At 74.2% G+C, this 13,305-nt stretch carries 13 protein-coding genes and 2 pseudogenes; 12 read left to right on the top strand and 3 right to left on the bottom strand.

Annotated features, from left to right (window positions below):
* Positions 1-160: 160 nt before the first annotated feature.
* Entirely contained in the window at positions 161-421 is a 261-nt protein-coding gene (locus ACWEQL_RS35655; RefSeq protein WP_452154556.1) for a hypothetical protein, read from the top strand.
* Positions 422-458: 37 nt separating this feature from the next.
* On the opposite strand, the gene ACWEQL_RS35650 is transcribed toward ACWEQL_RS35655, so the two are convergent.
* Positions 459-1,346, bottom strand: coding sequence for an LLM class flavin-dependent oxidoreductase (locus tag ACWEQL_RS35650; RefSeq protein ID WP_452154554.1), 888 nt, complete (start codon positions 1,344-1,346; stop codon positions 459-461).
* A gap of 79 nt (positions 1,347-1,425) precedes the next feature.
* Here ACWEQL_RS35650 and ACWEQL_RS35645 point away from each other — a divergent pair, with 79 nt between their 5' ends.
* From ACWEQL_RS35645 to ACWEQL_RS35630, 4 genes are read left to right on the top strand one after another with little or no spacing between them, the layout of a single operon-like run.
* Positions 1,426-1,740, top strand: coding sequence for a hypothetical protein (locus tag ACWEQL_RS35645; RefSeq protein ID WP_452154552.1), 315 nt, complete (start codon positions 1,426-1,428; stop codon positions 1,738-1,740).
* 32 nt (positions 1,741-1,772) lie between these two features.
* A complete protein-coding gene (locus tag ACWEQL_RS35640) occupies positions 1,773-3,017 on the top strand; it encodes a hypothetical protein (RefSeq protein ID WP_452154550.1) in 1,245 nt (414 codons plus the stop codon).
* Between the two features lie 2 nt (positions 3,018-3,019).
* Positions 3,020-3,676: a MarR family transcriptional regulator gene (locus ACWEQL_RS35635; protein WP_452154548.1), complete on the top strand. Its 657-nt coding sequence runs from the start codon at positions 3,020-3,022 to the stop codon at positions 3,674-3,676.
* Positions 3,677-3,708: 32 nt separating this feature from the next.
* On the top strand, positions 3,709-4,137 hold the full coding sequence (locus ACWEQL_RS35630; RefSeq protein WP_452154546.1) for a hypothetical protein: 429 nt from the start codon (positions 3,709-3,711) through the stop codon (positions 4,135-4,137).
* A 45-nt stretch (positions 4,138-4,182) separates the two neighbouring features.
* On the opposite strand, the pseudogene ACWEQL_RS35625 reads toward ACWEQL_RS35630, so the two are convergent.
* Positions 4,183-4,287, bottom strand: a pseudogene (locus ACWEQL_RS35625) (LLM class flavin-dependent oxidoreductase); the annotation flags it as partial.
* A gap of 3 nt (positions 4,288-4,290) precedes the next feature.
* Entirely contained in the window at positions 4,291-7,629 is a 3,339-nt protein-coding gene (locus ACWEQL_RS35620; protein WP_452154545.1) for a BTAD domain-containing putative transcriptional regulator, read from the bottom strand.
* A 79-nt stretch (positions 7,630-7,708) separates the two neighbouring features.
* Between ACWEQL_RS35620 and ACWEQL_RS35615 the strand changes: the two genes are divergently transcribed.
* The 7 genes and pseudogenes from ACWEQL_RS35615 to ACWEQL_RS35585 form a co-directional block, all read left to right on the top strand.
* Positions 7,709-8,374 (top strand): hemerythrin domain-containing protein, encoded by a 666-nt coding sequence (locus ACWEQL_RS35615; RefSeq protein WP_452154543.1) that lies wholly within the window; start codon positions 7,709-7,711, stop codon positions 8,372-8,374.
* 55 nt (positions 8,375-8,429) lie between these two features.
* The gene (locus ACWEQL_RS35610; RefSeq protein WP_452154541.1) at positions 8,430-8,822 is read left to right on the top strand and encodes a DUF4267 domain-containing protein; all 393 of its coding nucleotides are present in this window, start codon (positions 8,430-8,432) and stop codon (positions 8,820-8,822) included.
* A 157-nt stretch (positions 8,823-8,979) separates the two neighbouring features.
* Positions 8,980-9,591: a hypothetical protein gene (locus ACWEQL_RS35605; protein ID WP_452154539.1), complete on the top strand. Its 612-nt coding sequence runs from the start codon at positions 8,980-8,982 to the stop codon at positions 9,589-9,591.
* Between the two features lie 467 nt (positions 9,592-10,058).
* Positions 10,059-10,808: a hypothetical protein gene (locus ACWEQL_RS35600; RefSeq protein ID WP_452154538.1), complete on the top strand. Its 750-nt coding sequence runs from the start codon at positions 10,059-10,061 to the stop codon at positions 10,806-10,808.
* Between the two features lie 49 nt (positions 10,809-10,857).
* Positions 10,858-11,760: a hypothetical protein gene (locus tag ACWEQL_RS35595; RefSeq protein WP_452154537.1), complete on the top strand. Its 903-nt coding sequence runs from the start codon at positions 10,858-10,860 to the stop codon at positions 11,758-11,760.
* Positions 11,757-12,641, top strand: coding sequence for a hypothetical protein (locus ACWEQL_RS35590; protein ID WP_452154536.1), 885 nt, complete (start codon positions 11,757-11,759; stop codon positions 12,639-12,641). The genes ACWEQL_RS35595 and ACWEQL_RS35590 overlap by 4 nt, the downstream gene beginning before the upstream one ends.
* Positions 12,638-13,305: pseudogene (locus ACWEQL_RS35585) on the top strand (hypothetical protein); the annotation flags it as partial. The gene ACWEQL_RS35590 and the pseudogene ACWEQL_RS35585, both read left to right, overlap by 4 nt.

The raw sequence follows: 13,305 nt of genomic DNA, 5'->3' as shown, positions 1-13,305 counted from the left end.
GCGCCCGCCCCCGCCCCCCCCGCCACCGGCCGGGGCGCCGCCTTTCGGCCCGGTGGGCGCCGGTTTCCGGCCGATTAGCCGGGCCCGGGGGTCACCCGGGGTGACACCGGCCGCCCGGCCGGGCAGAACCCCCTCGGCCACCCCGTCGGCAGGAAGAGCCATGCGCACGCGCCACGACGACGACCGCGAGCCCGTACCGATCGGCGACATCATCCTGACCACCCTCGCCGACCTCGCCCGCCGCGAGGCCGCCCGGCACACCCCGCCCGCCCCCGTCCCCGCCGTCCCCGCCGTCCCTCCCGTCCCGGCCCAGCGCGGCCGCCTGCGCACCGATCGGACCGCCCCTGAGGACGCCGACAGGAACCGGGCGACCGCCACGACCCAGGGGTTCGCGCTGTCCGTGGAGGACAGCAACGCGTAGCCGGACGGCCCGCCCGGTCGGCGGGCGGCGCGGCGGGTCAGCCCAGCTGGGCGAGGCCCTCGGTGGCGATCCGCTCGAAGACGGCGAGGTCGCCCGCGAAGACCGAGTCCGGCACCGGCCAGTGGATCACCAGCTCGGTGATGCCCAGCTCCCGGTAGCGGCCCGCCCAGTCCACGAAGGCGTCCACCGACTCCAGCGGCCTCTCCGCCGTCGAGCCCTGCAGCAGCACCTTCTCCAGCGTCGCCACGTCCCGGCCGGTCGCCTCACAGGCCGCCGAGAGCTTCTCGATCTGCGCGGCGATGACCTCGGGCGCCTGCTCCACCGGCACGTCGGCCGGCCCGCGCGGGTCACCGTACGTGACCCAGCCCTGCCCGTACTCGGCCGCGAGCTTCAGCCCGCGCGGGCCGGTCGCCGCCACGTAGAACGGCACCCGCGGCGTCTGCACGCATCCGGGGATGTTCCGCGCCTCCACCGCCGAGTAGTACGTGCCCCCGCGCGTCGTCGCGTCGTTGCGCAGCGACTCGTCCAGCAGCGGCAGGAACTCGGCGAACCGGTCCGCCCGCTCCTTCGGCGACCACGCCTCCTGGCCCATCGCCGTCGCGTCGTAGCCCTGGCCGCCGGCGCCGATGCCCACGGTCAGCCGCCCGCCGGACACGTCGTCGACCGTGATCAGCTCCTTGGCGAGGGTGACCGGATGCCGGAAGTTCGGCGAGGTGACCAGCGTGCCGAGGCGGATCCGCTCGGTCGCCGTGGCCGCCGCGGTCAGGGTCGGGACGGCCCCGAACCACGGCTCGTCCCGGAACGACCGCCAGGACAGGTGGTCGTAGGTGTACGCGGCGTGGAAGCCGAGGTCCTCGGCCCGCCGCCAGATCTTCTGTCCTTCGGCCCACCGGTGGATGGGGAGGATAACGGTACTCAAGCGCATGCGGTGACGATACGCGCGCAAGTCGGCAATACTTCCGACCACTCGCGAGACGGTACGGGCAGTCGGCTAGCGTGGCGCCATGGGCACGTTGAGCAAGCGGGAACTCGCTGCGCTGGTCGACGAGGCTACGGTCGACACCTACGACGAGCACGAGGAGGTATCGGCTTTGTTCGCCGCCGTCGAGGAGAATCTGGCGGTGCCGTTCAGTACCTCGGTGCTGGGCGTCGAGGTGACCGTGCGCGGCGTCGACCTCTCGCGGGACGGCAGGATCGTGGCCCGATGCACCCGAGGCGGGTTCCGGCAGACGATCGGCCTCCTGGATCTTCCACTGCCCGACCCGGCTCCGGACGGAGCGAAGTGGGTCGAGGCATATCGCCACTACTGGGCGCAGTGAGCGTCGGAACTTTCACGATCGAGAGGGCCCGCATGGCTGTCGTGGTACCGAGCAACGACGAGGCGTCGTTGCGAGGCATGATCGAGCGAAGTTCCGACCTGAAGGGCGAACTCGTCGCCTTCGCGCAGAGCGCGCGCTTCGACCGGTGGTTGACCCCCCTCCTGCTGGAGGCTGCCGGCCCCGAACGGCAATTGGACGAGGCCGAGGCGATCCGGATCATCGACCACTTCATCCTGCGGTACCGCCTGCCGGACGGGGTGACCGTGGTGGACCGGTTCGTCGCCGGGCGGCGGGACCTGACCGAAGCCGACCGGGCGATGCTGCTCGGCTGGCGTGACCCGGTCGAGGGCGTCTTCGAGGTCCAGCGCAGGGACGGGGACGCCGTCGTCCTGCTGAACCTGGTCGACGACCTGGAGTACCGCACGTACTCGAACGTCGGGCGGGCGGCCTTCCGCGGAGTGTCCAAGGGCGGATTCCTCCTCGCCTGCCTGGTACCTGTCCACTCGGCCGACGGGGCGTGGCTGATCTCGGGCGCGATGTCGTCCTACCCGAAGTCCAGCGCCACCGAGATCGCCCGGGCCGCGCTCCAGTTGGCCACCAGCCACCCCGAACTGGTCTTCCGCAACCCTGAGAAGATCGCGCAGGGGTGGGAGTCGATGCGGGCGGACCGGGCCGCGTTCATCGAGTTCTGCGGCAGCGACGAACTGGTCCTTCCCCCGGCCGAGGTCGAGGAGAGGCTCAACACCTACTACCGGCACCGGCAGGAGGCCGCCGTCGCCGAGCAGCCCGACCGGGCCCGGGGTAGGAGGCTGCCGGGAATCGATCTGCCGGCCTTCGAACTGCCGCAAGCCCTCGCGGACTCGGACACCGTCGGCGTCATCTACGACGAGGTCGACGGGCTCAACTTCTACGCCGACTACGGAATGCTGCGGGACCTGTTCGCGGACCCGGCCCTCACGGGTCGCAGGCAGTACCAGGACGTGCTGCGCGCATACCTGCGCGAGGAGTCGATCGCGCCGCTGCCGATCCGCCGCCTGGCCGCCGCCCACCCGGAGACGGTCGACGCGGTGTTCCGGAAGCTGCTGCGGAAGCCCGGATTCACCTGGGCCGAGCACGGCGAGGAACTGCTGCGCCGGCGCAAGCCCTGGTACTACGCGCAGGAGCCCCGCCCCGGCGTTTCCGTGGTCGGCGAGCGCCTCTCCGAACTCGCCGCCGGCACCGGACGGCAGAAGTTCACCAGGGCGCGCCGCGTGCCGCGTCAGCTCGATCACCCGTAGGAGTGAACTTCGACCCTCACGACAGGCATTTGCATTACCTGCAAGCCAGTCTTCAACTTATGCAAGCTCCTCCGCCGGCGCTGCTGCCGCTCCTCCGCACACCTTTTCAAGGGGAGTTGCTGGCCTGGCTGTACCTGCATCCGCAGGATGAGACCTCACTCGTCGAGATCGCCTCACGCTTCGGCGTATCGAGTGCGACCGCCAGTCGCGAGGCGGACCGGCTGGTCGAAGCAGAGCTGATCACCGAGCGACGACACGGAAATCTCCGCCTCCTGCGGGCCAACACCAACGGGCGCCTGGCCGGCCCGCTGACCGAGCTGTTCGCCCTCACCTACGGCCCGATCGCAGTGCTCGATGATCTGTTGCTGCCACTGGCCGGGGTGGAGGAAGCCCACATCTACGGCTCCTGGGCAGCCCGTTACTCGGGAGAACGTGGCGGAGTACCCAACGACGTCGACGCTCTCGTGGTGGGTAACCCCGACGAGGACGAACTCTACGAGGCCGCGCGTCAGGCCGAGCGCTTGCTCGGCCGGGAAGTCAATGTCCATCGGGTCTCACCCACTCGCTGGCGCGAGCCCGGTACGGATCCGTTCCTCACGGGCGTCCAAAGCCGGCCGACGGTTCGGCTTGAAGTCTTCGAAGGGAAGCACAAGGAATGAAGTGGTAGCAGGGCCGAGCTGCAGTCGAGGGCATGCTCTCGCGGAAGGAACTGGAGCGCGTACCCGCGAGCCGGGAGCAGGCCGACCACCTCCTCACCCAGGCGTCGAATCATCTCAGGGCAGCGGAGGCCGTTGTTTCCTTCGATGCGATCGGCGCGTACCAACTGCTGTACGACGCAGCGCGAAAGGCGCTGGTCGCGGTTCTGGAGAACCAGGGACTGCGACCGACCGGCCGAGGGGACCACATCGCGGTCCTGGAGGCCGTCGGTGCACAGCTCGATCCACCCCTCGGGGTGGTTCTCCGACCCTTCGACCGCATGCGTCGGCGCCGGAACCAGGCGGAGTACGCGGATCTGGACGCGCCTGAGATCGAAGCTCAGGACGTGGCCAACGACGCTCCGAAGGTCAAGGCGATCATCGAACTTGCTGAGCGAGTCCTGGATGGGATGAGCCCGTTCTGACGGTGTCCCGAAGGCCGAGCGGGAGTGGAGCAGCCTAGGTCAGGCCGTGATGGGTGAACGAGGCTTGACCGGGGTGACCAGCGTGCCGAGGCGGGTCCGTTCGGTCGCCATGGCCGCCGCGGTCAGGGTCGGGACCGCCCCGAACCACGGCTCTCAGCCGCCGCCACGGCCCAGCGCGGTGCCCCACCGTTCGGCGAGGGCGGCCGCGTGGGCGAAGTGCGCGGCGGCCTCGGCGTCGCGGCCGAGCAGGCGGGCGAGTTCGCCGAGCGTGTACGCGACCGGGCGGACCGCCAGGGTGAAGCCCGCGGAGGGCGGCGGCGCGTCGCGGTGGGGGAGCAGGGTGGTGTACAGCTCGTCGGCCCGCTCCCGCTCGCCGAGCGCCACCACCGCCATCGCGCGGAAGGTGGCGAGGACCGTGAGGAGGTAGTCCGGGCGCAGCGGCCCGACCCGGGCGAGGACGGCGCGGGCCTCGTCGCGCTGCCCGGCGGCGCACAGGGCCGCCGCGAGGAGGTCCGCCATCGGCGGGCCGTACTCCTCGACCAGCCGCCGGGCCCGCGGGACGAGCTCGTCGAGCCTGCCCTGCGCGACCCGGACCGTCGCCGTCGCGATCAGCAGGAAGCCCCCGGCGTGCGGAGAGCCCTGCCGGGCCATCCCGGCGGTGGCCTCGGTGTACAGCCTCTCGGCGTCCTCGCAGCGCCCCTCGATCAGAGCCCGCGTCGCCAGCGCGGTCCCGCCGACCACGACGGGCCCCGGCATGCGGTAGGCCCGGGCCAGTTCCACGCAGGCGTCGATGTGGCCGTGGGCGCCGGTGACATCGCCGTCGGCGGCCGCCGCGGTCGCCAGGCTGATCAGGCCGAACCAGCGGAGGGCGGGCAGATCGTGCTCGGTGGCGAGCCGGACGAGCTCCTCGCCCCGCGCCCTCAGCCGGCGGCCCTCGTCCGCGACGTCGAGCTCGCGGATCAGCGCCGCGAGCGCCCGCGCGCGCAGGCCCGGTTCCCCCGAGGCCGTCGCGAGCCCCACGGCCTCCTCGGCAGCGGCCCGGGCCTTCGGGTCACGTACGTCGGACAGTTCGGCGCAGTAGGCGAGCAGCAGTCCGCACCGGGCGGCGGGGGCCAGGTCCGGCAGGTCCAGCGACCGGCCGAGCAGTGCGACGACGGGCCCGTCGACCGCGCCGTACGGACGGCTCTGCCAGGGCGTCGGCTCGGACCAGGCGGTGAGCGCGCGGATCACCAGCTCGTCGCGCCCGGTGCCGACCGCGCAGTCGATCGCCCGCTGCCGGGTCGCGCGGGCGGCCATGACCGCCCCGGCCCGCACCTGGGCGCGCAGCAGCGCCGCCAGCAGGTCGACGCGTTCCGCCTCCCGGTCGCCCGACGGTCCGGCCGGGGTCCGGTCGAAGCAGTCCAGTGCCGCGGCGAGCAGATCGGCCGCCGCGTCGTGGGCGTAGCGGGCGGCCGCCAGGTCGGCCGCGCGCAGGCAGTAGTGGACGGCCTTGGCGGCCGTCGCCGATGTCGCGGCCCTCGCGAGGTGGTGGGCCAGCGCGGACACGTCACCCGAGCCGAGCCGCTCCAGGCCGGCGGCGATCCGCCCGTGCATACGGGCGGCCCGCAGGCCGCTCAGATCGGCGAGCAGGGTGTCGCGCACCAGCGCGTGCGCGAACCGCACGCGGCCCGGGGCGGGTTCGGTCAGCAGCCCGGCGACCAGGCCGGCGTCCAGCGCGCCCAGGACGCCGTCCTCGTCGGTGTCCGCGGCGCCGACCAGCAGTTCGACGTCCGCCTCGCGCCCGACGACCGCGGTCAGCCGCAGCACCGCGACCACGGCCTCGGGGAGGCGCCCGAGCCTGCGGCGCAGTACGTCGCGGACCCCCTCCGGCACTTCGGACAGGGCGACCGGCGCGCCTTCGCCGCCGAGCAGCCGGGCGCTCTCCCACACGTAGAAGGGGTTCCCGCCGGTGCGTTCGGCGAGCGCGGCGACCGTCTCCGCGTCCACCGGCCCGGTCCCCGCCGCCTCGATCACTTCCGCGACGGCCGACTCGGGCAGCCCCCGCAGCGGCAGTCGCAGCGGTGAGCGCCCCGCGAGCACGGCGAGTTGGTCCGCGAGCGGGCCCTCGACCTCGTTCGGACGGTAGGCCGCCACGACCAGGACCGGTGTCCCCGGGGGCAGGTCGGTCAGGCCGGTCAACAGGGCGAGCGTCTCGGCGTCGGCCCAGTGCAGGTCGTCCAGGAGCACGGCCAGCGGCCGCTCACGGGCCACCGCCGCGAGCCACCGCGACACCGCGCGGTTCAGGCGGAACCGGCCGGCGGCCACGTCCTCGTCGGGCCCCCGGCCGGCCGCGCGGTCGGACAGCAAGGGGGCCAGGACCCCGTCCGACCCGGCCGGGGGCGGCGCGGCGGCGGCGATCGTCCGCAGCGCGGCCACCCAGGGCCAGGCGGGTGGCGCGCCCTCGTCGTCGGTGGCCTGGCCGACCGCGACCAGCCAGCCGTCACCACGGAGCCGCTCGCCGAACCGCTCCAGCAGCTCCGACTTGCCCAGGCCCGCCTCGCCGGTGACCAGCGCGACCCCGGGCCCCGCGGTGCGCACCCGGCCGGCTTCCCCCACCAGCCGGGCGAGTTCGGCCTCGCGACCGACGAACAGCCGCCCGTCGGCGGCGGGTCGGCGGGGCGGTACCGGGAGGTTCCGGCCCTCGGGCGGGCTCGGCGGCCGGTGCCGCGGAGCCTCCGTCGCCTCCCGCAGCACCTCGGTGCGCCGGCCCAGGATGGCCGCTTCGAGCTCGTTCAGCGCGGGCCCCGGATCGAGACCCACCTCGGCCGCCAGGACCGCGCGGGCCCGGCGCAGCGTCGCCAGCGCGTCCGCCTGCCGGCCGGCCGCCCACAGCGCCAGCGCGTGCAGACGCCAGCCCTCCTCGCGCAACGGCTCGTCGAGCGTGAGCAGTTCGGCCTCGGGAACGGTCACGGCGGCCTGCGCCGACCTCAGCCCGGCGACCACGTTCAGCTCGCGCGCGACCAGCCGCAGCTCGTCCAGGCGGGCGACCTCGGCACGGGCCCACGGCTCGTCGACGAACTCGGCGTACGCCGTGCCCTGCCACAGGGCCAGCGCCTCGCCGAGCAGACGCCGGGTGGTCCCCGGCTGCGACGGCGCGGCCTCGCGCGCCTCGCCCAGCAGCCGCTCGAACCGCCAGGCGTCCACGGCACCGTCGGGCAGGCGCAGCGCGTACCCGGGTGGCGCGCTGACCAGCAGCGAGGCCGGGGTACGCGGCGCCCTGCCGGGCTCCAGCAGCCGCCGCAGGTTGGACACGTACGCCTGCAGCGAGGTCACCGCGCGTGCGGGTGGCGCCTCCTGCCAGATCTCCTCGACCATCCGGTCGACCGAGACGACCGCGCCGCGCGCCACCGCCAGCAGGGCCAGGACCGCGCGCTGCCGCCGCCCGCCGAGCGGGAGGGGCTCGCCGTTCCGGTCGGCCGCGAAGGACCCGAGCACACGTACGGACACCGTCACCGGGCCCATCGTAGACGGCCCACGGGCGTTCCAAGTCGTCTCCAAACGCCCTCCAGGAGCCCCCGGCGAGGCTTCTCGCATGAACACCACGAACGCACCGCTGCGAACCCGTCCGAACACCCGCGAGATGGTGATCGTCCACCGCGGACTGCGCCGCGAATCACGGCTGCTCACCGAGCTGATCGCCGCCGTGGCCCCCGGGGACACCGCCCGCGCCCGCGTCCTCGCGGACCACTTCCGCGACTACCGCCTGGGGTTGGGCAACCATCACCACGGCGAGGACGAGTACCTCTGGCCGCCCCTGCTGGCCAGGGTCGACCTCGAAGCCGACCTCGTGCTGCGCATGGAGGCCCAGCACGAACGCGTCGCCGACACCCTCGCGGCGGCCGAAGCCGCCCTGCCCGCTTGGGAGTCGGGAGCCGGGGAGGCGGAACGCGACGCGCTCGCGGCGGTCCTCGCCGAGCACCGCGCGGTCCTCGTCGAGCACCTCGACGAGGAGGAGGCGTCGCTGCTCCCGCTCGCGGCGCAGCACCTGTGGCTGCACGAGTGGAACGCGATGGGCGAGCACTTCCTGGCCAACACCCCCAAGCCCAAGCTGCTGTTCTTCCTCGGCATGGTCCTGGAGGAGGCCGACGCGGCCGAGCGCGCGGTGATCCTCGGCGGCCTGCCGCTCCCCGCCCGACTGCTCTGGTACGCCGTCGGCCGCGCACAGTACGCCCGCGCCGTCCGCCGTGTCCGGGGCTGACCGCCCCGACCGCCTCCGTCCCGACCGTCACCCCTCCCTGAAGGACAGGAACACCATGAAGCGCCTCACCACCGTCCTCGCCGCCCTGAACGGTCTGTTCATGCTGTACGTCGGCCTCCTCTACCTGCTGGACCCGCAGACGGCCGCGTCCGGCTTCGGCCTGCCGAGCTGGCCCGAGCACGAGGGCACGGGCTTCCTCACCGTCAAGGGCGGGCGCGACGCCGCGGTCGCCCTGGCCATGCTCGCGCTCCTGCTGACCGGCCACCGCAAGGCCCTCGGCTGGACGCTGCTGGCGTTCGTCGTCGCGCCCGTCACCGACATGCTGACCGTCCTGGGCAACCACGGGCCGGCCGCCACCGCGTACGGCGTCCACGGCCTCGCCGCCGTGGTGGTCGCCCTGACCGCCGCCCTCCTCCTGCGCGAACGCCCCACCCGGCCCACCGCCTGACCGGGCCGTGCGCGCGAGTGTGGTCCCCGGGGCCCGGGGGAGGTCGGGTGGGGCCCGGGGGCGGGGTGCGCGGGCCGGGGGAGCTGTCGGGCTGGTGGGCTAACCTGACCGCCGCAACGCACCACTTGAGCATCTGTCACACGGGGGATCGTTCGTCATGGCTTCTCGCGGTTCACTCCTGCCCGTCTCCGTCCTGGTCGCGGCCGCCGTCCTCGGTCTGGCCGCCTGCGGACCGGAGGAGTCCGGCGGCCCGGCCACCGGCGCCGCGCCCACGGCCGCGGCCTCGGTCACCGGTACGGCGAGCCCGGGCGCCACGGCGGGCGGCACCGCCAAGCCGTCCGGCAGCGCCAAGCCCGCCGGGACGGCGAAGCCCGGAGCCTCCGGCGGCGCCGAGGGCGAGCCGGAGGGCTTCTGCTCCGCCGCCCCGCTGCCGGCCGGCCAGAAGTGGGTGTACCCGGTGAAGGGCACCACCGCGACCACGCTGGTGTACAAGGACACCAAGGAGGCCTGCGGGGTCAACGACGTGAACTTCGAGCCGGTCGGGGAGGACCGCACGGCGCCCTTCGCGCCCACCGCCAAGGGCCACCTCAACTCGGTGATGGCCAAGCCGAAGGACGTCGACGTCGCGGACCTGGTCAAGCACATCAACGAGTGCCTGGCCGACCGCACCAGCACCAAGGGTTCCTACCCGTGCTCGGCCGGCGACTACAAGGTGGCCATCGACGCCTCGGGCAAGGTCGTCGAGATGACGGAGCGCGCGCACTCCTGATCCCGCGTCGGCCGCGGCGGCCCGGGACGACTCCGCGAGGCGGCCTCGGGGCCCGTCCGACGGGCGGGGCGGCGGACGACGCCGTCCCGCCCGTTGCGGTTCGATCACGGTGTGTCCGATTGGTCGATCAATGGGCGGGAGTGGGCGATTGATTTCGTTGTCAGGGGTGTGGACCGGCTCTCATAATTCGTGCTGAAAGCGCGCAGGTGTTCGGTCCGGCGGTCACGGGGGGTGGCCCGGGAGGGCCCGCGCGCGAGAATCCACATTTCCCCGGGGGGAGCCCCTTGTCCGCACCCGAGAACGCGACGTCCGACGTACCGGAATCGGCCCCGGTGCATTCCGGATCCGCGGCCGATTCGCCGTCGGCGACCGCTCCGGCACCGGCCGCGGAACCGGTACCGCTGCCGGACCCCGGCCCGCAGGCCCCGGTGGCCGCGCCGGCCCGGAGGCTGCCGCGGGCGGTCGGGGTGGCGCTCGCCACCGCCGGACTGCTCGCCGTGACCGCCACCAGCGCGACCGTGACCGTGCTGGTCGGCCGGCCCGACGAACCGGGGGTCGTGGCGGCATCCGCCCCGTTCACGGCCACGGCGAGCGCCTCCGCGAGCGCCTCGCCGACCGCCACACCCACCCCGACGCCCACCGCCGCGGCGACGCCCACGGCCGCGCCGCTGCCCACCGCGCCTCCCGCGCCGAAGCCCACCAGCACCCTGAAGGGCACCCTCCAGGGCGGCACCCACGGCGGCGACCTGAGGTACTTCCTGCTCCCCGTGCCGGACGGCGGTGAGACCTACGGCCCGTCGGACGGAATTCTGATGTCCGACGCCGAGGTGTCCGCCGACTTCCGGCAGGACGACATCATGGACGTGCTCAAGTCGTACGGGTACAAGGAGTCGGCCACCCGCACCTATCGGACCGCCGACGGCAAGATGGAGGTCGAGGTCCGGCTGATGCGATTCGGCTCGACCGCGGAGGCCACGGAATTCGCCAAGGGCCACACCATGAAGCGCGACCCGATCGAGATCGACGGCGACCCGAAGGCCCACGGCTACGTCCTCCAGCCCGAGCAGCAGGCGTACACCGGATCGATGGCCGGAATCTCCGCCCAGGGCGATGTGGAGTACACGATCAGCGTCCAGGTGAAGGGCAACCCGGACAAGGCGCTGCTGAGCGAACTGATGAAGCGTCAGCGCGAGCGCCTGTCCTCCGCCGGCGGCTGAGCCCCGCCGCCGCCCCGACCTCACTCCTCCCCTTTCTGGAGCGATTCCCGTGACCACCGAATCCGTGGAGCCGTCGCCCGCCGACGCTCCGCCCCCGGCCGCCGTGCCGCCGCCCGCCGCGGCGCCCGTGCAGCCCGCTCCCGCCGCGCCGCCCGTGCAGCCGCCGGCCGCCGTGCCGCCGCCCGGACAGCCCGTTCCCGTCGTGCCGTTCCCGTCCGGGGACGTGCTCGCGGGCGGCGGCGAGGGCGACCGCTACGTCCCCGCGGCCGCGCGGGTCCGCCGGCCGCGCCCGGTGCTGCTGCTGGCCTGCGCCCTGGTGCTGGGCACCCTGGCCGGCGGCGCTGTCGGCTACCGGATCCAGGCGGACCGCCCGGAGACCCCGCTGCCACCGCTCCAGGTGGCGCTGCCCTCGTACCCGGCCGAGGTGATCGACCCGGCCGTGGCCGCCGCGGACGCGCCGAAGCCGCTTCCCGTCGACGGGGACCTGCGCAAGCTGGTGATCTCCGCCCCGGCCGGCAGCAAGCCGTGGGACGACTACCCGGACACCCCGACCTGGACCAGCGTCGGCGAGTTCGCCGAGCGCTACGGCAACAGCGCGAGCGTCTTCCGCCGGCTGAACTCGGAGGGGTTCCGCCGGGCCGCCGAGGTCAACTGGGAGAAGGACGGCGTCAAGTTCCACGTGGCGCTCGTCCAGTTCACGACGGACCACGAGAGCGGCGCCAAGTACCGTGCGAAGGGCGGGAAGGAGCCCTTCGCGCCGGGTGTCCCCGGCGGCTACCGGGTCGAGACCGAGCCGGACTACTGGGCCGAGACCACCGAGCAGTACTACTACGGCTTCGCCTCGGCCCGCCGCGGGACGGTGGTGATGGAGGTCAGCGCGTACGGCACCTCGCCGGTGAGCGCGCAGGTCGTCAAGGAGATCGCCAAGCAGCAGTGGGAGCGGTTGGTATGAGCGAGCACACCGTCGACGCGGCCGAGCCGGTCACCGCGCCCGCCGTACCGCAAGCACCTGCCGTACCCGCCGTGCCGGAAGCGCCCACGGCGCCTGCCGTACCCGCCGTGCCGGAAGCGCCCACCCCTGCCGTACCGCCCGGCGGCCGCGGGCTGCTGCGCGCGACCGGCGCCGTGGTGGCCGCCGCGCTGGTCGGCGTGGTCATCGGGGTCGGCATCATCCAGGTCCGGTACGACGACCCGGCGCCGGCGCCCGCCGCCGCGCCCGGGCCGACCGCCCGGCCGGTGCCGACCGCGACCCCCACGCCGTACGGCGCCAAGTCCAACGGCAGCCACTTCGGTTCGCTGCGCGACCTGCTGCTGCCCGTTCCGGCCGGCTTCGAGCCCGGCCCGGACGAGGGCGGTTACGGCAACGACAGCGAGCTGTCCGCCGAGCAGCTGAGGGCCGAGCTGGAGGAGGACCTCAAGGAGATCCCCAAGGAGAAGCGCGACAAGCTGCGCGCCTACTGGGAGGGGCTGCACGTCAAGGCCAGCGGGGTGCGCACCTTCAAGTCCGTCCAGAGCGATCTGGTGGTGGGGCTGAAGCTGCGCCAGTTCAACCAGCAGGAGGTGCAGCGGGTCAACGAGTACACCGCGGTCTTCACCGGGGACACCGGCCTGTTCCGCAGCGGGCCGGAGGTGCCCGGCCACCCCGAGGCGCACTGCTACCTGATGCCCGCGCCGCCGTCCGCGCCGATCGACTACCTGGAGTGCTCGGCGGCCGCCGGCGACCTCCTGGTGGTCATGAAGGTCGAGGGCGTCGCACCGCTCGCCAAGGACCGCATCGTCGCCATCTTCCGTCAGCAGCTCGACCGCCTCGCCAGCCCGGGAGCGACCGCATGACCGACCACGCCGACCCGCGGCAGCCCACCACCACACCGGAGCCCGCCACCGCGCCCGCGCCCGTCACCCCGCCCGTCGCCCCGGCCTTTGCGCCGCCCACGGACCCGCCCGCCCCTCCGGCCGCCGGCCCGGCCGGGGTGTCCGCCGTGGAGGGGTCCTTCCCCGAGGGCGACGTCTGGGCCGCGCCCGGTTCGCCGGGAGCGCCCGTGCCCGCGCCGGAGACCGCCGAGGAGCGGGCCGCCCGGCTGTCCCGCCTGCGCCGGACGGCGCTGCGCTGGGGCGCGGCGGCGCTGGTGTTCGCCGTGGCCGGGACGGGGGCGGCCGTCGCGGTCACCTCGCCCGAGCGCACCGACATCCCCGGCCTGCGGACCGAGAGCGACGGCCGCTACACCTTCCCGCCGCTGGTGCTGCCGCCGCTGCCCTCCGGCAAGCCGTCGCCGGGCGGCCCGAACGGCCTGAGCCGTCACGCGGCCGACCTGCGGAACCTGCTGCTGCCGGTGCCCAAGGAGGCCGGCGGTTCGCTCGTGCCCGCGAGCTTCCCGGCGGGGGCGCCGGCCACGGCCCCGGGCGGGACGGAGAGCCCCACCGGCTCCCCCACCGCGACCACCCCCACTGCGGCCCCGGCCGCCCCGACCGCGGCCACCCCGACGCCGGGCGCCCCGGC

Source organism: Kitasatospora sp. NPDC004240 (genome assembly GCF_053603215.1).
Note: the sequence above shows the minus strand (reverse complement) of the source record. Positions and strands in the feature narration are given on the sequence as shown.

Coding starts and splice junctions, on each gene's coding strand:
- ACWEQL_RS35605 (WP_452154539.1), top strand. CDS start 8,980: ATGGCTTCTCGCGGTTCACTCCTGCCCGTCTCCGTCCTGGTCGCGGCC.
- ACWEQL_RS35640 (WP_452154550.1), top strand. CDS start 1,773: ATGGCTGTCGTGGTACCGAGCAACGACGAGGCGTCGTTGCGAGGCATG.
- ACWEQL_RS35655 (WP_452154556.1), top strand. CDS start 161: ATGCGCACGCGCCACGACGACGACCGCGAGCCCGTACCGATCGGCGAC.
- ACWEQL_RS35615 (WP_452154543.1), top strand. CDS start 7,709: ATGAACACCACGAACGCACCGCTGCGAACCCGTCCGAACACCCGCGAG.
- ACWEQL_RS35590 (WP_452154536.1), top strand. CDS start 11,757: ATGAGCGAGCACACCGTCGACGCGGCCGAGCCGGTCACCGCGCCCGCC.
- ACWEQL_RS35650 (WP_452154554.1), bottom strand. CDS start 1,346: ATGCGCTTGAGTACCGTTATCCTCCCCATCCACCGGTGGGCCGAAGGA.
- ACWEQL_RS35645 (WP_452154552.1), top strand. CDS start 1,426: ATGGGCACGTTGAGCAAGCGGGAACTCGCTGCGCTGGTCGACGAGGCT.
- ACWEQL_RS35630 (WP_452154546.1), top strand. CDS start 3,709: ATGCTCTCGCGGAAGGAACTGGAGCGCGTACCCGCGAGCCGGGAGCAG.
- ACWEQL_RS35610 (WP_452154541.1), top strand. CDS start 8,430: ATGAAGCGCCTCACCACCGTCCTCGCCGCCCTGAACGGTCTGTTCATG.